General features: G+C 61.8%; 18 protein-coding genes. 8 read left to right on the top strand and 10 right to left on the bottom strand.

Features of this window, described 5'->3' with window-relative positions:
- Window positions 1-69 precede the first annotated feature (69 nt).
- Complete coding sequence (locus NUV89_RS14095; RefSeq protein ID WP_257781794.1) at window positions 70-1,014, top strand: LysR substrate-binding domain-containing protein; 945 nt, start codon at window positions 70-72, stop codon at window positions 1,012-1,014.
- Window positions 1,011-2,282 (top strand): MFS transporter, encoded by a 1,272-nt coding sequence (locus NUV89_RS14090; RefSeq protein WP_257781793.1) that lies wholly within the window; start codon window positions 1,011-1,013, stop codon window positions 2,280-2,282. Before NUV89_RS14095 ends, NUV89_RS14090 begins: the two co-directional genes overlap by 4 nt.
- 197 nt (window positions 2,283-2,479) lie before the next feature.
- On the opposite strand, the gene NUV89_RS14085 is transcribed toward NUV89_RS14090, so the two are convergent.
- Window positions 2,480-3,982, bottom strand: a complete 1,503-nt coding sequence (locus NUV89_RS14085; protein ID WP_257781792.1) for an MFS transporter — start codon at window positions 3,980-3,982, stop codon at window positions 2,480-2,482.
- Between the two features lie 113 nt (window positions 3,983-4,095).
- Between NUV89_RS14085 and NUV89_RS14080 the strand changes: the two genes are divergently transcribed.
- Window positions 4,096-4,989, top strand: a complete 894-nt coding sequence (locus NUV89_RS14080) for a LysR family transcriptional regulator (RefSeq protein WP_257781791.1) — start codon at window positions 4,096-4,098, stop codon at window positions 4,987-4,989.
- Here the strand turns inward: NUV89_RS14080 and NUV89_RS14075 are convergent.
- Both NUV89_RS14075 and NUV89_RS14070 read right to left on the bottom strand, forming a co-directional pair.
- Window positions 4,986-6,152 (bottom strand): catalase family protein, encoded by a 1,167-nt coding sequence (locus tag NUV89_RS14075; RefSeq protein ID WP_257781790.1) that lies wholly within the window; start codon window positions 6,150-6,152, stop codon window positions 4,986-4,988. The genes NUV89_RS14080 and NUV89_RS14075 overlap by 4 nt on opposite strands.
- Complete coding sequence (locus NUV89_RS14070; protein ID WP_257781789.1) at window positions 6,149-7,957, bottom strand: cytochrome c; 1,809 nt, start codon at window positions 7,955-7,957, stop codon at window positions 6,149-6,151. Before NUV89_RS14070 ends, NUV89_RS14075 begins: the two co-directional genes overlap by 4 nt.
- 246 nt (window positions 7,958-8,203) lie before the next feature.
- On the opposite strand from NUV89_RS14070, the gene NUV89_RS14065 reads away from it, so the two are divergent.
- The 4 genes from NUV89_RS14065 (at window position 8,204) to NUV89_RS14050 (ending at window position 10,540) form a co-directional block, all read left to right on the top strand.
- On the top strand, window positions 8,204-8,944 hold the full coding sequence (locus NUV89_RS14065; RefSeq protein ID WP_257781788.1) for an FKBP-type peptidyl-prolyl cis-trans isomerase: 741 nt from the start codon (window positions 8,204-8,206) through the stop codon (window positions 8,942-8,944).
- A 334-nt stretch (window positions 8,945-9,278) separates the two neighbouring features.
- Window positions 9,279-9,737, top strand: a complete 459-nt coding sequence (locus NUV89_RS14060; protein ID WP_017734808.1) for a YkvA family protein — start codon at window positions 9,279-9,281, stop codon at window positions 9,735-9,737.
- A 93-nt stretch (window positions 9,738-9,830) separates the two neighbouring features.
- Window positions 9,831-10,172 carry a helix-turn-helix transcriptional regulator gene (locus tag NUV89_RS14055; protein WP_257781787.1) on the top strand — a complete coding sequence of 114 codons (342 nt, stop codon included), beginning with the start codon at window positions 9,831-9,833 and terminating at the stop codon, window positions 10,170-10,172.
- The gene (locus NUV89_RS14050; RefSeq protein ID WP_005786715.1) at window positions 10,169-10,540 is read left to right on the top strand and encodes a hypothetical protein; all 372 of its coding nucleotides are present in this window, start codon (window positions 10,169-10,171) and stop codon (window positions 10,538-10,540) included. The genes NUV89_RS14055 and NUV89_RS14050 overlap by 4 nt, the downstream gene beginning before the upstream one ends.
- Here NUV89_RS14050 and NUV89_RS14045 read toward each other — a convergent pair.
- Together NUV89_RS14045 and NUV89_RS14040 are read right to left on the bottom strand one after the other, a co-directional pair.
- Entirely contained in the window at window positions 10,537-12,303 is a 1,767-nt protein-coding gene (locus NUV89_RS14045) for a bifunctional diguanylate cyclase/phosphodiesterase (RefSeq protein WP_257781786.1), read from the bottom strand. The two genes, NUV89_RS14050 and NUV89_RS14045, sit on opposite strands and share 4 nt — an antisense overlap.
- A 118-nt stretch (window positions 12,304-12,421) precedes the next feature.
- On the bottom strand, window positions 12,422-14,503 hold the full coding sequence (locus tag NUV89_RS14040; protein WP_257781785.1) for a carboxy terminal-processing peptidase: 2,082 nt from the start codon (window positions 14,501-14,503) through the stop codon (window positions 12,422-12,424).
- A 138-nt stretch (window positions 14,504-14,641) separates the two neighbouring features.
- Between NUV89_RS14040 and NUV89_RS14035 the strand changes: the two genes are divergently transcribed.
- The gene (locus NUV89_RS14035; protein ID WP_257781784.1) at window positions 14,642-15,604 is read left to right on the top strand and encodes a zinc-binding dehydrogenase; all 963 of its coding nucleotides are present in this window, start codon (window positions 14,642-14,644) and stop codon (window positions 15,602-15,604) included.
- Between the two features lie 145 nt (window positions 15,605-15,749).
- On the opposite strand, the gene NUV89_RS14030 is transcribed toward NUV89_RS14035, so the two are convergent.
- The 5 genes from NUV89_RS14030 to NUV89_RS14010 are packed head-to-tail and all read right to left on the bottom strand — an operon-like array spanning window position 15,750 to window position 19,846.
- A complete protein-coding gene (locus NUV89_RS14030) occupies window positions 15,750-16,403 on the bottom strand; it encodes an HAD family phosphatase (RefSeq protein WP_257781783.1) in 654 nt (217 codons plus the stop codon).
- Window positions 16,404-16,433: 30 nt separating this feature from the next.
- A complete protein-coding gene (locus tag NUV89_RS14025; protein WP_257781782.1) occupies window positions 16,434-17,423 on the bottom strand; it encodes an ABC transporter ATP-binding protein in 990 nt (329 codons plus the stop codon).
- On the bottom strand, window positions 17,420-18,220 hold the full coding sequence (locus NUV89_RS14020) for an ABC transporter permease (RefSeq protein ID WP_017734815.1): 801 nt from the start codon (window positions 18,218-18,220) through the stop codon (window positions 17,420-17,422). The genes NUV89_RS14025 and NUV89_RS14020 overlap by 4 nt, the downstream gene beginning before the upstream one ends.
- The gene (locus NUV89_RS14015) at window positions 18,207-19,043 is read right to left on the bottom strand and encodes an ABC transporter permease subunit (protein ID WP_257781781.1); all 837 of its coding nucleotides are present in this window, start codon (window positions 19,041-19,043) and stop codon (window positions 18,207-18,209) included. The genes NUV89_RS14020 and NUV89_RS14015 overlap by 14 nt, the downstream gene beginning before the upstream one ends.
- The gene (locus tag NUV89_RS14010; RefSeq protein ID WP_257781780.1) at window positions 19,040-19,846 is read right to left on the bottom strand and encodes an alkaline phosphatase family protein; all 807 of its coding nucleotides are present in this window, start codon (window positions 19,844-19,846) and stop codon (window positions 19,040-19,042) included. Before NUV89_RS14010 ends, NUV89_RS14015 begins: the two co-directional genes overlap by 4 nt.
- Window positions 19,847-19,955: the final 109 nt, after the last annotated feature.

Below are 19,955 nucleotides of genomic sequence, written 5' to 3'. Positions count from 1 at the left end.
GGATGCTTGCCCACGTGATCTCTGCGGGCCCGGGGCAACCCGGGCCTGTCTCTGCCATTGGAATCCTTCATGTCGCGCCGAAACGTCGACCTACCCCCGCTCAATTGCTTGCAGACCTTCGAAGCGGCCGCCCGCCATTTGAGCTTTACCCAGGCCGCCCATGAACTGAACCTCACCCAAAGCGCGGTCAGTCGCCAGGTCAAGCGCCTGGAAGAAGACCTCGCCCGCCCGCTGTTTTATCGCCTGGCCCAGGGCCTTAGCCTCACGCCGGCCGGGGTGCGCTATTTCCGTACGATCCAACGCCTGCTGCGCGAACTCGACCGTGAGTCCGCCGAGTTGCGCCGGCGCGGTGCCGACCGCCAGTTGACCCTGGCCAGCACGCCGACCATCAGCTCAGTCTGGCTGGCCGGCTTGCTGCCGGACTTCCAGCGTGAACACCCGGACCTGGACATTCGCATCCTGTGCAGCGAAAGCCCCAGCCACCTGGATGTCAGCGAATATGACCTGGGCCTGTTCTACCACCTTGACGAACTGCCCGCGCCCCACGGCCTGGAGTTGTCGCCGGTGTTCGACAACGAACAGGTCATCACCGTGTGCAGCCCGGCTTATATAGAGCGCCATGGCCCGATTCACGACGTACAACACCTGCTGCACGCCCATACGTTGCTGATCGTCGAAGACCACTACCACGACTGGCTGACCTGGACCGACTGGTTCGCCGACGCCGACGCCCACTATCACACCCCGCGCCATGCGCTGCGCACCAACAGCTATCAACTGTTGATGCAATCGGCGGTGATGGGCCACGGCGTAGCCCTCGGCTGGAAGAGCCTGCTCGCCGGCGAACTGGACGCCGGGCGCCTGCAAATGGCCTTGCCCCACACCATGCACAGCCGTGGTCGCCTGCACCTGATGCAACCCCATCACCGCAACCCGCCCTCGGCGGCGCGCAGTTTTCGCCACTGGTTGCTGGCCCATGCCAGCCGCTTGAACAACCCCCCTGAGCCCTCATGAACCTGACCTTCCTGACCTTTCCCGCGCTGTACAGCGCGACCATTCTGATGCTCACCGGCAACGGCCTGTTCTTCAGTTTTATCGGCCTGCGCCTGAGCAGCGAAGGTATCAACGAGGTCTGGATCGGTGCGCTGACGGCGGCGTATTACGGCGGCATGGTGTGTGGCGCCAAGTTCGGCCACCGCATGATTGCCGGTGTGGGGCATGTGCGTTCGTATGTGGCCTGCGCCGGCGTCGCCACCATCATCGTGTTGCTGCATGTGCTGTTCGAGCAGCTGGAGTTCTGGCTGGCGCTGCGGTTTGTGATGGGCCTGGTGATGATGAACCAGTACATGGTCATTGAAAGCTGGCTCAACGAGCAGGCGGAAAACAACCAGCGCGGCGCGGTGTTTGCCGGCTACATGGTGGCGGTGTCGCTGGGCCTGATGCTGGGGCAGGGCGTTTTGATCTGGCGCCCTGAGCTGGATTTCAAGCCGCTGCTCATCGTCGCGATTTGCTTCGCCGCGTGCCTGTTGCCGGTGACCATGACCAAGCGCCTGCACCCGGCCAAGCTGGTGGCGGCGCCGCTGGAAGTGGGGTTTTTCTGGCGACGGGTGCCCCAGGCGCTGACCACGGTGTTTGTCACCGGCCTGATGGTCGGCGCGTTTTACGCGTTGGCCCCGGTGTTCGCCACGCGCAACGGCTTGAGCACCGCCGAGGCGAGTACCTTTGTCGCGGTGTCGATTTTTGCCGGGCTGTGCGGCCAGTGGCCCATCGGCTGGCTGTCGGACCGCATTGATCGCTCGCGCTTGATTCGCGCCTGCGCCCTGGCCTTGGGCTTGGTGGTGATTCCGTTGTGGGGCCTGGTGCAACTGCCCTATGCGCTGCTGCTGGTGTTCGGCTTTCTCAGCGGCTTACTGCTGTTCACTCTCTATCCGTTGGCGGTGGCGCTGGCCAATGACAACGTCGAACAACCACGACGTGTGCCGCTGAGCGCGATGATGCTGGCCACCCACGGCATCGGTGCCAGCCTGGGGCCGATGCTCAGCGGCGGGTTGATGAACAGCTACGGCCACGGCGCGTTCTACATGCTGTTTTCGGGCTGCGCGTTGCTGCTGATCTGGCGCGTGCAGCCGAAAAAAGTCACCGGCGAATACCTTGTCGAAGGTGCGCCGTTACACCATGTGGCCATGCCGGAACATCCGATGGGCGCAGTGCTGGACCCACGGGTGGATGAGATTCCCGAGGAACTGGTCATCAGCGAACCGGCGCCCGATCCCAAGGCCTGACCGCTACTTGGCTTTTTTCTTGCGCGGCTGGCGCGTGGCCAGGTGCTCGAAGCAAAAGGCGGCGGTGCCGAAGACGGCGATGAGGGTCAGTACGAGCATGCCGAGGGTTGAGCTTTCCACGGTGAATTCCTACGTGATGGAGTAGGTGCTCACCGTAGAGGTGCGGCGAAAACGCCTCAATAGCGGCGACGCAATCCTTACGGCGCCGGGTTCATTGTTACGCAGTCTTTACGCCGTTCAGGTTGTTGGCGCCCGAGGAAGAGATAGACGATCACGGCCGTCAGCGCGGTGAACACTGCCAGTACTTGCAGTAGTGTATTGAACCCGGCGGTGTAGGCTGCGCGCAGTTTCGCTATGGGAATTTGCCCTGTCTGTTGCAGATCACCCATGACCAGATGTTGCGCCGCCCGTGACAGCTCTTCCGGCGCCAGGCTGCTGTTGAGCCCCAAGTGATGGGCCACCAGCGCGCTCAACACCGCCACGGTAATCGCCAGCGCCACGCCCTCGCCGGCCACGCGCGTGGTGTTGAAAATCCCCGCCGCCATGCCCGCTTGTTCCTTGGGCACCACGCTGATCGACAGGCCGTCCATCAAGCCCCACGGCACTGCTGTGCCCAAGCCGATCAGCAGCAGGGCGGCGATAAGCTGGGCGTGTGCATCGGCGGGCAGGGTGCTCAACCGATAAAGGCCAGCGGCAGCGATCAAAAATCCTACGGTGCACAGGCGCCCGGCCGACACCCAGCGGGTCAACGACGCCGCCAGCATCGGCACCGGCAGCATGGGCGCCGACAAGGCGAGCATGCGCAGCCCCGCGTCGAAGGCGCTGAGACCTTCGACGCCGATAAAGCGGATCGGCAGCAATACGACCAGCACGATAAAGCAGTAGCAGGTGCCGATCGGCAGGATCTGTACGCCGACAAAACGCGGAAAACGCAACAGCCGCAGTTCCAGCATCGGCTGTTTGGCACGGGTTTCCACCCACGCAAACACCCCGGCGAGCAGCACCGACACAGCGAGCAACGCCTGGATCAACGGCGCGTTCCAGCCGTGCCCTGGGGCGAGGATTACGGCGCTGGTGAAGGCAATCAAAAGCCCCGAGAACGCCAGCACGCCGGGTGAGTCCAGGTGTTGTGCATGCGGGTTGCGACTTTCGCGCAGGTTCGGCACGGCAAACACCAGGGACACCAGCGCCAGCAGGGCGGTGAACAGAAAGATCCCGCGCCAGCCCATCCACTCGATCAGCACGCCCGACAGCAGCGGCCCGAACGCCAGGCCGATACCAAATGTGGTGCCCAACAGGCTGAACGCCCGCGTGCGCGCATGGCCGTCGAACTCCTGCGCCAGCGCGGCCGTACCGCCGGCCAAGGCGGCAGCGGCGGCGATGCCTTGGGCGCCGCGCAGCACATCCAGCCACAACACACTGGGCGCCACCGCCAGCAGCAGGGAGACCGCGGCAAACAAGCCCATGCCGCCAATGAACAAGCGCTTGCGCCCATAGCGGTCGGCGAGGGTGCCTGCGGCCATCAGCAGGCTGCCGAAACTGAGCATGAAGGCGTTGGTGATCCACGCCAGTTCAGTGGGCGTGGCGTCAAAGGCCCGGCCAATGAACGGCGTGGCCACGGCGCCGCCGGTAAAACTCATCGGCAAGACCAGTGCGGCCAGGCAAATCGCCGCGAGGATGGTGTAGCGATGGGGGTGCATGGCATCCGTCCTTTATCGTCCAGTTGAAGTCCTGATTAATCTATTCAGGATGCAATCGCAGATAAACAGGCTTACCTTCCACTGATAGCGGACAAAAAGGACGTAATGGATCAATGGACAGTCTGGGCGGTGTGATTTCCTTCGTTAAAACGGCAGAAGCCCTCAGTTTTGTCGCGGCGGCGCGGAGCCTGGGGATTTCCGCTTCGGCCGTCGGTAAAAACGTCGCCAAGCTGGAAGCGTCGCTGAATGTGCGGTTGTTGCAGCGCAGCACGCGCAAAGTCAGCCTGACGGCGGAGGGGCAATTGTTTTACGAGCGCTGTCGAAAAATCCTCGACGACTTGCAGGACGCCCAGGCCATGCTCTCCCACGTGGTCCAGCAACCCCGTGGCAAGTTGCGGGTGAGTTTGCCCACCATCGGCTATCGCTTCCTCATGCCGCACATGGCGGCGTTCCGCAGCGCTTACCCGGAGGTCGAGCTGGAGCTGGATTTCAACGACCTGCTGGTGGATGTGATCGAGGAAGGCATCGATGTGGCGATCCGCAGCGGTGGCCTGGCGGACTCGAAGTTGATGGCGCGTCGGCTGGGGCCGTTCAGGTTTCTGCTGTGTGCGTCGCCGGCGTATTTCCAGCGCCATGGCCGGCCGCTGGCGGTGCAAGACCTGGAGCACCACGCCTGCCTGCGTTACCGCTTTGCCACCACCGGCAAAATCATGGACTGGACCCTGGCCGCCGACCCCGCATTCACCGGGCTACACCTGCCCACGGCAATGACCCTGAACAATATGGAAGCCATGCTCATGGCCGCCGTCGATGGGCACGGCATTGCCTTTGTCCCCGACTTCCTCGCCCGTGAGGCCTTGGCCCAGGGGCAGCTGCACAGCGTGCTGGATGAGCAGTGCAGCGATAGGGGACAGTTCTGGGCGTTGTGGCCGTCCAGCCGTCACCTGTCGCCGAAAATCCGCGTGTTCGTGGACTTTATTGCCGAGCGCCTGTTCCCCTCAAGCTAAGGCGCGTTGCGGCTGTGGCGGTAATCACTGACGGCCTCGTACACCGCTTTGCGCAACCGGTTGATGCCGCCAATGGGACGGTGCTCCGCCACGCCGAACCACGGGTTGAAGGACTGGTTGTCACACGCCAGGTTTTGCTCGGGGGTGTCGAAGTCCTGCGCCGGGATGCGAATTTTCGCCACGGTTTCGTAGGGCGCATCGCTCTCTTTCCATTCGATGCTGGTGTCTTCTATCGGCATGAATTTCTGCGGGTTCTGCCGCTGGATCTGCAACACAAAACAGGCCGCGACGCGGTCGGTGGACAGTTGCTGATTCAACGCGCTGCGCAGGAAGTTCGGCAGGTCCTGGTTCTGTTTCGGCAGCACGTATTGCGGGCAGTTCTGCGGATCGGGTGCGACACGGAACTTGGCATTCGCCGCGCCGAACTTGTAGGGCGAGACGGAAAAGTACGTGGTCTGCGTCGGGCTGGCCGGAGCCGGCGCCAGGGTGGCCAGGGCGATAAACAGGTGACGTACTTGCCAGCTGCGCGGGTCGACCTTGGGGAAGAACGCCAGGACCTTTTTGCCATCCGCCTGGGCGCCGATGTTCTGCGCGTATTCCGCCACGTCGCTGACGAAAAAGTTCGGGTGGCTGAACATCACGAAGTCTTGTTCGCTGCGGTTTTGCTGGTCGGCCAGCAGTTGTTTGCCCGGCACATCCAGCAGTTTGAGGGCCATGCCGCGTGCATCGCGGATGCTGTCGAATTGCGGGTAGGCGTTGCCGTTGGACAAGCGCATCGTCGCCTGCCAGGTCTTGCCCGGTTCGGCGAACACGCCTTGGCGCAGCGCCGGGTCGAGGTCCGCCAGCACGCTGACTTCGGCCTTCACGCAGCCATGGGCCTTGGCGTGGGCATCGCGCAGGTAGCGCGTGCCTTCACGGTGCTGGTCAACGATGCGCACCGCGGTCTGGATGATGCCTTGGGTCATGGCGGCTTCGCCTGCCGGAATCTGCTCATCCGGCGATACCGGGCCGCTGTGTTGCCAGGCATACCAGGCGGTGGCACCCAGCCAGCCGAGCAGGCCGAGGCCCACCAGCCACAGGAGTGTCTTGCCGAGAAAGGCGCCGATGCGCAGCCACAGGCGTGCGAGCAGGGAAGGGCGGTCGTAGGGGGATCGAATCATCATGGCAGTTGTTGCTCCAGCGGGCCGCCCAGCACTTTGAGGTATTCCAGCAGCGCCCAGCGTTCCTGTGGCAGCAAGCCACGGCCGATGACGCCATTGCCACGCTGGCCAGCACGGAATTCGTGGCCGCTGTTGTGGTTGCCGGTGATTTTGGTATCGAACAGGAAGGCATTCTTGAACGCGCCGGTCTGGAAGCCCAGGTGGCGCGGGTCGTAGTCGAAGGTGCCTTTATAGAAGGTGGTGCTGCGTTCGTCCTGGGGCGACAGCAATTGGTAGATCGTCGGCACCGAGCCGTTGTGCAGGAACGGCGGCGTGGCCCACACACCGGCCAGTGGCCGTGCCTTGTAGGCACGCAGTTCGCGCACGCCGATGGGCAGACCGTAGCCGTCCAGGCGCGGGCGCTCGGCCGGGGTGACGCCGGCAGCGCGGTAGGCGTGCTCTTCGACGAATGCGGTGACGTAGGCCAGGCCCTTGGCCACGGACATTTTTTTCAGGTCCAGGGGTTCGCTCGGCGTCGGGTGTAGTTGCACATTCAGCTGGGCCAGTTCGGCCGGGTCCCATTGCAGGGCGCTGAGGTCGTAGCGTTGGTCGGCGATGTTGTTGGCGGTGCCGGGGTCGGTGCCGATGTAGTCCACCGGGAGCATTTTCAGTTGCTGCACCGGGCGGCCGTTTTCCTGGGTGACGGTGGGGACGTGGCAGCCAGCGCAGTTTTCGGCGAAGAGTGCGCGGCCTTGGGCGGCGAGGGGCTTGTCCACCGCGCCGAACAGTTCTTCGGGCCAGCTCGGTGGCTTGAGGCGTTGCAGGGTTTCTTCGATCAGGTTGAGGTCGCGCACGCGCACGCTGGACGGGTAGCGCGCATCGCCTTGCAGGGGTTGGCCGGCGCTGTCGAAAAAGCTCAGGGTGGCACCGACGCCGAGGGCTTCGCCGATATTGCGCGCCATGGGTTGCTGGGCCGACCCGTTCCATTGCACCCAGTCGAAGGTCCAGATATCCCACAACTGTGGGTAGTCCACCGGTGCGTTGGCGATGCGATAGTTGTCTGGGGAAATCGCGTCGCCGAAGCTGGCATTGGCGATGCGGCCGAACGCGTCGGTGCGGCCGGGGCCTTCCTGGGTGGGGTAGAGGCCGCGGTGCGTGTCGTTCCAGGCGACTTTGAGGAAGGTGTTCAACGATTGCTTGAAGTCCTGGCGCAGCTGGCTGTGCTCGGCGTCGTAGCGATCACCCAAGACCTGGCGGGCGAAGCGCTCGAACTTCCACGGGTTGTAATAGGTGGCGGTGAGGCTGGCGACGAGGGCCTGGCCGAAGCTGCCACCGCGCAGGGTCGGTACGCTGGACGGCAGCACATGCTGGGCTGAGCCGCCGTCGATGCGCAGGGCCTGGCCGTTGAAATGCAACTCGCCGGTGTGGCAGGCGGCGCAGGTGATGTCCAGGTATTCGGCACTGTTGCCGGCGTTCTTGTGACGGGCGAAACCCACCGGCAGGTTGCCGGGGTTTTGCGCGCTGGCGACTTGCTTGGGGTCCACCAGGAAGCCGAAGCGCGCCAGGTACTCGGGGGTGGCGAAACGCTGTTCGGAAAACGGCAGTTCGAGGGTGGTGAACCAGTCGTAGTGCAGGCCTTTGACCTGGGTGCCCTGGGGCGTGAAGTAATAGGTCTGGCGGTCGGCGGCACTCCATTGCTCGCCATAGTGCACCTGCTGCACGGCCACGTAGTCCGGCAGCTTGGGGTTGACGATGTAATAGAGCACCACGGCCAGGATCAGCCCCAGTGCCGCGAGAATCAGCAGGAAAACACGGGAAAAAATGCGCAAGATAACTATCCTTGTCGAGTTGTCGCGTTGTTATGCCACTACGCCACAGGTGCGGCAAGTGGCCATGAGCCCGGAACAGGCGGTCCCGCGATCCTTCGCGGGCCCTCATCATGAATGAAAATGCTTTTAAACACGTGAACTTATCGCAAGTTTGTGGCTCACATGCCGGTAGCCATTGGTCGTGGCCGCCTGATAAGCTCGCGACTTTATTCGAATGCCCTTTAGGCGCATGAACAAGGAAATAGCATGAAACAGCATCGGTTGGCGGCGGCGGTGGCCCTGGTTAGCCTGGTACTTGCGGGTTGTGATTCGCAGACCAGCGTAGAGCTGAAAACCCCGGCGCAGAAAGCTTCCTACGGCATCGGCCTGAACATGGGCAAGAGCCTGGCTCAAGAAGGCATGGATGACCTGGACTCCAAAGCGGTAGCCCAAGGCATCGAAGACGCCGTCGGCAAGAAAGAGCAGAAGCTCAAAGACGACGAACTGGTTGAAGCGTTTGCCGCACTGCAAAAGCGTGCTGAAGAGCGCATGACCAAGATGAGCCAAGAGTCGGCAGCCGCCGGCAAGAAGTTCCTCGAAGACAACGCCAAGAAAGACGGCGTCGTCACCACCGCTACCGGTCTGCAGTACAAGATCACCAAGAAAGCCGACGGCGCACAGCCTAAGCCGACTGACGTGGTGACTGTTCACTACACCGGCAAGCTCACCAACGGCACCACCTTTGACAGCTCCGTGGATCGCGGTAGCCCGATTGACCTGCCGGTCAGCGGCGTGATCCCGGGTTGGGTCGAAGGCCTGCAACTGATGCACGTAGGCGAGAAGGTCGAGTTGTACATTCCTTCCGACCTGGCCTACGGCGAGCAGAGCCCGAGCCCGGCGATTCCAGCCAACTCCGTGCTGGTGTTCGACCTGGAACTGCTGGCCATCAAGGACCCAGCCAAGGCTGAAGCCCCTGAGGCACCTGCTGCACCAGCCGCCAAGAAGTAATCGGCGCCTGAACACACAACGCCCCGTCTCGACGGGGCGTTGTTGTTTCTGCGAGGTGCATATTTATCCCTGTGGGAGCTGGCTTGCCAGCTCCCACAGATCCGAGCGAACGTCTGCAGCAGGCAACAGTCTGATATAACGTCCCGGTGTGGGTAGCCGCACAGCAACACCAAGTCAATGAAATATTGGGTTTTTTTTATGTGCGCAAAAAATGCCCGATCTGACTGAAGGCCTTGTAATACGGGCCTTTCAGCCTGCAAAACAGGCTCTGTTCACAAGGTTATCCACAATTTGTGTGGATAACATTTCTGTTCGCCTGGAACTGGAGTGAGCTATGAAACCACCCTTCAATTTCACCCGCTTCCTGCCCATGGCGGCACGTCTGCTGGGCCGTGGGCGTTTGCCTACGCTGCTCTTCGCGGTTGCCGCCAAGGGCTCAAGCCAGGGTAATCGCCTGGGCAAGCTCAAGGATGATCTCAAGTTGCTCCAGGCCTTGTGCCTGGCCTACTGGCGCGGCGAGTACCGGGCCATCAGCCCGAAGGCGCTGATCTCGGTGGTGGCGGGGTTGATGTATTTCCTCAGCCCGATCGATGCGATCCCGGACTTTATCCCGATGTTTGGCATGCTCGACGACATTGCCGTGCTGGCATGGGTCATGAAGACCCTGGACGGCGAGCTGAGCGCCTTTCGTGCCTGGCGTGAGGCGCAGCGCCCGGAAAAGCTCGCGGTGGTTGAGCGGCTGCCTGCGACGCCGGCGCTGCTGGCCAGGGAAAACCCGCAAAAAAACCAGTGATGGTTATATCCCCCTACGACCTTTGTGACTGTTAGGATTACACTCCTAAGGAAAGAGCTTACTTAGTAAGTGTTGTTATCCTACGGGGCAGTCATGGATATTCAGATAATTTCACGCGATGGCGCACCCGAATACGCGGTGTTGCCATGGGATCAGTACCAGGCGCTGCTAAAAGCTGCCGGTCAGCAACAACCCGCCACACCTCCTCCTGTTTCTCCTGCCCAAGCCGCACCGGCCCAGGACTTGCGCCCGCTCGCAGACCTGCGCGGCTTGCGCGAAGCCAAGGGCCTGGCGATTGAGACGCTGGCCCGCACCGTGGGCATCAGCCCGTCGTACCTTGGATTGATCGAAAGTGGTGAACGCCAGCCGGATGCCGCGATCCGCCGCAGCCTGGCCTGGGAATTGGGCGTTGCAGGTTGGAGGGATGAATCTTGAGCCTACGTATCAGTCGTCAACACTGGGATGGGTTACTCAACGAACTGGACCAGGCGCGCCGCCAGCGCCATCTGCTGACGTACCGCGCGTTGCTGGAACGCTTGCAGTTCCCCACGCCGGCCATGCAAACCCTGGCCGCCGCCCTGGAGCACCTGGCGGCGCTGGACGCCAAGGCCGAGCAGCCGTTGCGCAGTTCCCTGGTAATCAGCCAGGGCGCGAGCCGCTTGCCGCGCACCGGCTTCTTTGAATGCGTGGAGCGCCTGGGGCGCTTCAGCGGGCCGTCCGACGGCGTGGCCGCCGCCTCCTGGCACGCGTCGGAAGTGGTGCGGGTGTTCGAGTACGAGTACCCGGAATCGGCCGAGGCCTAAACCTGCGGCAGGGCGTCCATGCTGTCGATCACGTGGATGCTATAGCCAGCCACGTCCTTGGCATGGTGCTTGGCCTGCGACGCTAACTCTGCCAACTGGCTGGCATCCAGTTGTCCACAGGCCTGTGGATACAAATGCACCACGCCGATGGACAGTGACAGCAAGGCAAACTCCTGGCGTACACCCTGGCGGTTCAGTGCCACGAAGCAGCCGGCGTCAAGGTGTTCGGCGCGGTAGAACCGCCGACATTGAGTGTGGAAGTCATCCAGCAGTTGATTGAGGCGCTTGCGCCAATCCTGCGGCCCCAACACCAGCAAAAAATCATCGCCACCGATATGCCCGACAAAGTCGCGGCTGGGATCGACCCGATCGTTCAGGCACTGCGCCAGGCACAACAACACCTCATCGCCACGGCCGTAGCCGTAGATATCGTTGAATGGCTTGAAGCTGTCGATATCCACGTAGCAGATCACCGATTCGCGCTGCTGTTGCAGCAGCCGCGACAGGCACTGCTGGATCGGCACGTTGCCAGGTAGCAAGGTCAGCGGGTTGGCGTAGCGCGCCTGCTGGATTTTCAGCTCGGTAATCAGCTTGAGTACGTCGATCACCCGCCCCAGGCCCAGGTAGTCGCCATTGAGGGTGATGATGAAGTCTTCTTCGATACGTTGCCGCGCGCGGCTGGTGAGAAGGCGGCTGACCTGTTGCAGCGACTGGCTCAATTCCACGGCGAGAAAGTCATTGCTCATCAAGCGGCTGATGGGCTTGCGCGCAAACAGGTCGGTGGCGAACGGCTTGAGCAGCGCATCCGACAGCGAATGCCGGTGCACGATGCCCACCGGGTGGCCGCGCCCGTCCAGCACCGCCAGGGAGTTGAGGTTGGCCTGGCGGCGGAACGCTTCCAGGACCTGGGCGGTGGCGGTGTCCTGGTCCACGGCCGGTTGTTCGTTGAGCAGGGCGCTGAGGTCGCTGCCTTCTTCGTTCAGGGCGACGTTGGCACTGTCGGGCTTGGGCAGCATCAGGCGCGCTTCCTGCGGCGGATGCTCCTGGGGACGACAGAGCAGATAGCCTTGCACCAGGTCCACGCCCATCTCGGTCAGCACCGCCAGTTCCTCCGGCAACTCGATACCTTCGGCAATCACCTGGGCGCGCGACGCCTTGGCGATTTGCAGGATCGAGCCGACAAACTCGCGCTTGAGCGCATCCTGGTGAATGCCGTCGATAAAGTGCCGGTCGATCTTCACGTAATCCGGGCGCAACTCCGACCATAAGCGCAGGCTGGAATAGCCGGCGCCGAGGTCATCCAGGGCAATCGAAAAACCCATGTTGCGGTAGTGATGCAACGCGGTTTGCAGCAGGTCGAAATCGTCGGTGGGGGTCTGCTCGGTGAGTTCGATCACCACCTGGCTGGGCGCAATACCGTAGTCGCGCAGCAATTGCCGGGTGCGTCCCGGCTGGTGCGCGGTCTCCATCAAGGATTCCGGCGAGACATTGAGGAACAGCATGCCCGGCAGCTTCTGTTCGTTGAAGCGCCGGCACGCGCTTTCGCGGCAGGCCATTTCCAGTTCGCTGAGGCGCCCCGCCTGGCTGGCCACCGAGAACAACGCGACAGGGGAGTGCAGCGGGCTGTTGGACGGGCCGCGGCTGAGGGCTTCATAGCCAAGGATGCGCCGTTCGGACAGGCAGATGATCGGTTGGAACAGGCTGTGCAAACTGCCTTGAGCCAGGATTGAGCCCAATGCATTCAGCTGTTCGGTCATGGTCATGGCGATCTCGATCGAAAAAAAAGGACCGCTGGCGGTAAGCCAGCGGTCCTTTATTTCACGACAGAATGATGTCTATATGATGACAGCTCGGGGAGCGGTCACATTAAATTGCCATCATTTACTGCTTGGCCACCTGTTTGGTGATTTTCAGGTAGTCCAGCAGAATGCGGCCTGTCTCAGCCATGTAGGCGTCGTCTTCCGGCTTGGTTTTTTCCGCCTCGGTTGGCAGCGCGTCTTCATCTTCTTTCTTCAGCTCTTTGAGCGGGTCTTCGCCCTTGGCCTTGCGGCGGACGTTTTCCAGCACCAGCTGTTGATTTTCGATGTCGGCATGCTGCTTGCGACGATCCACTTCGTTGAGGCTGACGGATTTTTCTTCCATCAGCTTCTTGGCCAGGGCCAGCTTGTCGCGGATAAACACGAACTCGGCATCCTTGGCGGAGCGCGCCTCGTGGTCAGCCTTCAACTGCGCCAGGAATGGCTTGAACGGGTCCGACGCGGGCTTGATCGCAGGACGGATGGTGTCCCACGGCATGGCTTCCGGCAGGGCGCTTTCGCCGATTTCCTTGGTGTCGATGATCGACGGGAAATCGATGTCCGGCAGGACGCCCTGATGCTGGGTGCTCTGCCCGGAAACCCGGTAGAACTTGGCCAACGTCAGCTTCAGTTCGCCATGGTTCAGCGGCTGGATGGTCTGCACGGTGCCTTTGCCGAAGGTCTGGCCGCCGATGATTAGCGCGCGGTGATAATCCTGCATGGCACCGGCGAAAATCTCCGAAGCCGACGCCGAGAGACGGTTGACCAGCAACGCCATCGGCCCTTTGTAGAAGGCGCCCGGGTTCTCGTCTTCCAGCACGTCGACACGGCCGTCAGCGTTGCGTACCAACACGGTCGGGCCCTTGTCGATAAACAGGCTGGTCAGCTCGGTGGCTTCCTGCAGGGAACCGCCGCCGTTGTTGCGCAGGTCGATGACCACGCCGTCGACTTTTTCCTTCTGCAGCTCTGTGAGGATTTTCTTCACGTCACGGGTGGTGGACTTGTAGTCCGGGTCGCCAGCGCGGAAGGCCTTGAAGTCCAGGTAGAAGGCCGGGATCTCAATCACGCCCAGCTTGTAGTCCTTGCCATCCTGCTTGAGGTTGAGGATTTTCTTCTGCACGGCCTGGTCTTCGAGCTTCACCGCTTCACGGGTGATGGACACGATCTTGCTGGTCTGGTCGTTGGGCGCATTGGTGTGCGGAATCACTTCCAGGCGCACCACGCTGCCTTTCGGCCCACGGATCAGCTTGACCACTTCGTCCAGGCGCCAGCCGACCACATCGACCATCTCTTTGTCGGCCTGGGCCACACCGATGATCTTGTCAGCCGGGGCGACCTGCTTGGTCTTGTCCGCCGGACCTGCCGGCACCAGGCGCACGATCTTCACCTGGTCATTGTCGCTTTGCAGGACGGCACCGATGCCTTCCAGGGACAGACTCATATTGATATCAAAATTTTCCGCGTTATCTGGCGACAGATAATTGGTGTGCGGGTCGTAGGACATCGCGAAGGTGTTGATGTAAGCCTGGAAGATATCTTCGGCACGGGTCTGGTCCAGGCGCGCCAGTTGATTCTTGTAGCGCTTGGTCAACAGTTCCTGGATCGCCTTGGGTTCTTTGCCGGCGATCTTCAGGCGCAGGACCTCGTCCTTGACGCGTTTGCGCCACAGGTCGTCGAGGGCCGCGGTGCTGGTCAGCCAAGGCGCGTCCTTGCGGTCCACCAGAAGGGTTTCCTTCTCGGTGAAGTCGAGCTTGTCGACGCCTTTGTTCAGCTCGGCCAAGGCGAAGTCCAGACGCGCTTTGACGCGGTCCAGGTAACGCTTGTAGATGGTGAAACCGGGTTGCAGGTCGCCGCTCTTGAGGAAATCGTCGAACTGCGTCTTCCACTTGTCGAACTCAGCGATATCGCTGGCCAGGAAGTAGCTGCGCGACGGGTCCAGCAGCTTGAGGTAGCTGTCGTAGATAATCACTGAGCGCGCGTCGTCGAGCGGCGGCTTGCTGTAGTGATGGCGCTTGAGCAACTCGACAACGTTAAGGCTGGCAATCACCTCATCGCGATCCGGCTGAAGGTTGTCCCAGCTGTTGGCTGCGAACGTATTGGTCGACATCGACGCGAAGCCGAGACCAATGAAAAGAGCGAGTGCGGTGCTGGGGAACAAATGCTTCATGCTGATTCGACGCGGGGGCAATTGATAACGCATATTAGGCCGTCTTTGAGGGAGCCGGTTCCATATGGTCCGGTCGCATAATGCAAAAAGCCCGGCGATACAGCTACGGGCTCAGTCCAGACTCACTATGGAGGCACTGTGAAAGCATTGCAAGGCGTTGACGGTCACGTGGCGTGGATGGAAGAAGCCAGTCCTACCTGTGATGTAGGCCAAGTTCGCATTCGTGTGGCGGCAGCGGGCCTCAATCGCGCCGATTTATTACAGCGTGCAGGGCTGTATCCGCCGCCTGCGGGTGCCAGCGCCGTGTTGGGCCTGGAGTGTTCCGGGGTAATCAGCGAAGTGGGCGCGGGCTCGTCCTGGCAAGTCGGCGACCGCGTCTGCGCGCTGCTGGCCGGCGGCGGCATGGCCGAAGAAGTGGTGGTGGATGCACGCCATGTGCTGCCGGTGCCGGAAGGTTTGTCGCTGATCGAAGCGGCGGCGTTGCCTGAGGTGTACAGCACGGCGTGGCTGAATCTGTTCCAGCTGGCGGGCCTCAAGCCCGGTGAGAAAGTGTTGCTGCATGCCGGCGCCAGTGGCGTGGGCTCGGCGGCGATCCAGCTGTGCAAGGCGTTTGGCAGCCCGTGCTGGGTCAGCGTCGGTTCGGCCGAGCGCCTGGCCTATTGCGAGGCCCTGGGTGCCCAGGGCGGGGTGGTGCGTACCGATGGCATTGAAGGGCTGCGGGACTTCGGGCCGTTCGATGTAATCCTCGACCCGGTGGGTGGCGACTATGCGGCGCTGGACCTCAAGCTGCTGGCCCTGGACGGTCGTTGGGTGTTGATCGGTTTGATGGGCGGTCGCGAGGCCAAGCTGGACCTGGCGCAGGTGCTGGGCAAGCGCGTGCAGTTGCTGGGCTCGACCTTGCGTAGCCGCAGCGATCAGTTCAAGGCCGACCTGTTCAGTGACTTGAGCCAGCATGTGTGGCCGTTGTTTGTTGAAGGGCGCTTGAGTCCGCAATTGGCCAAGACGTACCCGATCAAGGATGCCGAGGCGGCGTTTGCCGAGCTGGCGACTAACCAGGTTTCAGGGAAGTTGGTGTTGGTGATCGATGAAAGCCTGAGCTGATTCCAATTTGAAATGCAGTCAATGTGGGAGCTGGCTTGCCTGCGATAGCGGTATGTCAGATGAAGAATTCTTCACTGATAGACCGCTATCGCAGGCAAGCCAGCTCCCACAGTTTGATTGGGTTTTCAATTCAAAGGAGGGGTGATCAGATCCAGTGGTGGATGGGCCAGCCGGCCTGCTCGGCGTGGGCACGCAGCACCGGATCGGGGTTGACCACTTGGGGATTATCCACCTTCAACAACAACGGCAAATCGTTGCGCGAATCCGAATAGAAATACGCCCCCTCCAACGTCTCACCTTCCTGTGCCAACCATTCCAGCAAACGCGTGATCTTGCCTTCACGGTACGTCAGCACGCCCACGGTACGCCCGCTGTACACGCCATGGCTGACGTCCAGCTCGATCCCCAACACTTCATCAATACCGATCCGCGCCGCAATCGGCTTGACCAGGTGGACGCCGGACGCCGAGATCACCAGGATCCGGTCACCATTGGCCCGATGGCGGGCGATGGTCTTGGTGGCGTCGCTGTAGATCAGTGGCTCGATCACGTCCTCGACCCACGGCTCCACCAGGTGTTCGATTTCCGCCGGGGTGCGGCCGATCATCGGCTCAAGGCTGAAGTCCATGAAGTCTTCCATCTTGAGTTCGCCCCGGCTGTAGGCGGCCATCAGCTCACTGTTCTTGCGCATGAACGATTCCGGGTCCACCCAGCCCAGGCGGCCCATCTGCTCGCTCCACAGGGTGGCGCAGTCGCCGTGGATAAGGGTGTCGTCCAGATCGAAAATTACCAATGCCATCCGTCATGCTCTCTGAAATAAAACGTTGTGTCAGGCTACTTCACACAGGGCGCTTGGGTCGATGGAAAGTGCCAGGCGTTGCCCGTCCGGGTGCAGGTCGTCGGCCGAGCGATTGAGCACGTCCACCACCAGTTCCACGCCGCGCGCTTCGATGCGGTAGCGGATCACGTTGCCCAGCAGGCTGTGGCTGCGCACCCGCGCGTCCAGCTCGCCGTTGCGGCTCAGTTCGATGGCTTCCGGGCGGATCGCGATGCGGCTGTTGATCGGGCGTTGCAGCAACAGGCTGGCCTTGTCGGCGTCGAGTAGATTGTAGTTGCCGATAAAACCGGCCGCGAACACATCCACCGGCGCGGTATAGAGCGTCTCGGCATCGCCGCTCTGCACGATCTTGCCCTGGTTCATCAGGAAGATGCGGTCGGACATGGTCAGGGCTTCTTCCTGGTCGTGGGTCACGAAGATCGTGGTCAGCCCCAGCTCGCGCTGGATCTGGCGGATCTGTTCACGCAGGTGCTTGCGAATCCGCGCATCCAGCGCCGACAGCGGTTCATCCAGCAACAACAGGCGCGGGCGGGTCACCAGGGAGCGGGCGAGGGCCACGCGCTGGCACTGGCCGCCGGACATCTGGTGCGGGTAACGGCCGGCGAGGTCCTTGAGTTCCACCAGTTGCAGTACTTCCTGCACGCGCTGGTGGCTGTCGTCGGCGTTGACCTTTTGCATGCGCAGGCCGAAGGCGACGTTTTGTTCCACGGTCATGTTGGGGAACAGGGCATAGCTCTGGAACACCATGCCGATGTGACGTTTCTGCGGGCTCAGTGGGACGATGTCCTGGCCATCCAGCAGAATTTTCCCACTGTCCACCGAGGTCAGCCCGGCGATGCAGCGCAGCAGCGTGGACTTGCCGCAACCGGACGGGCCGAGCAGGGTGACGAACTCGCCCTTAGCGATCTCGCAGTTGATATCACTGAACACCGGGGTGCCGGCGTAGCTTTTTTGCAGGTGTTGGACGCTGACGAAGCTCATTGGCTTTTGTCCTTGTTCAAGATATTGGCGGCCCAGGTCAGCACCAGCACAAAGAAGAAGTAGGAAATCACGACGGCGCTGGTGAAGTGGCCGCTGCTGTTGCGCATGTTGTTGAGGTACACCTGCAGGGTTTCGTAGCGGGTGCCCACCAAGATGTTGGCAAACACGAACTCGCCGAACAGGAACGAGAACGACAGCAGCAGCGCCACCATCAGGCCTTTGCGCAGGTTTGGCAGCACGACGAAGATCGCCGCCTGCCAGGTGCTGGCGCCGAGCAGTTGGGAGGCGTCCATCAGGTCGCGCAGGTTGATGGCTTGCAGGTTGTTGGTGATCGCCCGGTACATGAACGGCAACGCCACGGTGAAGTAGCAACCGATCAGGATCCACGGCGTGCCCACCATCGCCAACGGCCCGGAACCGTACAGCTGCAACAGGCCCACCGACGACACCACCGGCGGCACCGCGAAGGGCAGCAGGATCAGGATGTTCATCAGCGCGTCGAGCTTGGGGAAGTGGTAATGCACCACAAACAGCAGCGGCAGGATCAGCACCACCGACAGGATCAGCGCACCCACGCACACCAGCAATGATTGCCCGAAGGCCATCAGGAAGCGCGGGTCGCTCCACAGTTGCACGTACCATTTCACGGTAAAGCCGGCGGGCAGGATGGTCGCCGACCAACTGCTGGCGATGGAGTAAACGAAGGTGCCCACCAGCGGCAGCACGAGGATTGCAAACAACAGCCACACCACCACCCGATGGTAGAGGGCCGCCGGGCCGGCTTCAGCGCGAGACATGGTAGCTCCTCTTGAGCAGCAGTTGATGGACCACGGTGACCACGGTCATCAGCGCCACGAGCACCACGGCCAGGGCGCTGGCCATGTTCGGGTCGAGGGACACATCGCCGGACACCAGGCCCGCGATGCGGATCGGCAACACGTTGAAGTTGCCGGTGGTCAACGCGTACACCGTGGCGTAGGCACCGAGGGCATTGGCCAGCAGGATCACAAAGGTGCCGAGCAAGGCCGGCGTGAGCACCGGCAGGCCGATATGCCGCCAGAACTGCCAGCCACTCGCGCCGAGCAGCGCGGCCGACTCCCGCCAGTCTTCGCGCAACGCATCAAAGGCCGGATAGAGCAACAGCACGCCGAGCGGAATCTGGAAGTAGGTATAGAGGATGATCAACCCGGTCTTGGAGTACAGGTTGAAGTCCTCAATGATCCCGGCCTGCTTGAGCATGATGGTGATGCTGCCGTTGAAGCCCAGCAGGATGATGAACGCGAAGGCCAGGGGCACACCGGCGAAGTTGCTGGTCATGTTGGCAAAGGCGGTGACGAAGTTACGCAGCGGCGAATCCACCCGGCGCAGCGAGTAGCTGCCGAGGGTAGCGATGATGATGCCGAAGACGCTGGAGTAGAAACTGATTTCCAGGCTGTACTGGATGGCTTGCAGGTAGAACTTCGAGCTGAAGATGCGTACGAAGTTTTCCACGCCCCAGCCGGCTTCTTCGGTTTGCAGGCTATTGATTAGCACCCACACCAGCGGGGCGATTTCAAACACGATAAAGAACAGCGCGAAAGGCACCAGGCACAACAGCGCCAGCCATTTGCCACGGGTCATTTCAACAGCTCCCGGCACACAGGGTTGTCGTGGGGCACGCCCAGCAGTTCGCAGACAGTGCCGCACAGTTCGGTCTGTTTCGGCGCGGCGTTGGCGTCGAGGCTGAACGCGTCGCCGAGGACAAACAGCGGTACTTCGCGTTCCTCCGGCAACAGGCCGTTGTGGGAACGGTCGTTGTTCATGCCATGGTCGGCGGTGACCAGCACCTGGTAGCCGGCGTCGAGCCAGGCTTGCAGGTAGTCGGCCAGGATGATGTCCGCCGAGCGTGCGCTGTTGCGGTATTGCGCGGTGTCGAGGCCGTGCTTGTGGCCGGCGTCGTCGATGTTCATCGGGTGCACCACGAGGAAGTTCGGCGCGTGTTTGCGGCGCAGGCTTTCGGCGTCGGCAAACAGGTGGGAATCCGGGTAGTGGTCATTCCAGTAGAAATGCCCGTGCTGGATCGCCAGCGCCTTGTCGTCGGTATGACGATCACGGGCGGCGAGGAAGGGCGTGCGGTTATACAACTCGCTGACCCAGTGGTAAGCCGCCGCCGCCGTGGTGAGGCCGGCGTCGGTGGCGTAATGGAAAATGCTGCGCTGGTTGGACAGGCGCGAGACATTGTTGTGCACGATGCCGCTGTGGATCGGTGGCACGCCGGTGAGGATGCATTCATACAGCGGGCGGGACAGCGCGGGCAGTTCACATTCCAACTTGTAGAGGGCTGCGCGTCCTGCGCCGACATAGGCCTGCAAGTGCCCCATGGCGTGCCGGGCAACCTCGAAGTTCAGGCCGTCGAGCACGACAAGGATGACATTGTGCTTCATGGGGGGAGGCGCTCCGCAACAGATGGACTTGGTTCAATTTTCCTGAAGAAACGGGATCAAAAATGTGGGAGCGGGCTTGCTCGCGAAAGCGGTGTGTCAGGCAGCACAT

This window comes from Pseudomonas sp. 18.1.10, from assembly GCF_024655625.1.
In the GTDB taxonomy this organism is placed as follows: domain Bacteria; phylum Pseudomonadota; class Gammaproteobacteria; order Pseudomonadales; family Pseudomonadaceae; genus Aquipseudomonas.
Note: the sequence above shows the minus strand (reverse complement) of the source record. Positions and strands in the feature narration are given on the sequence as shown.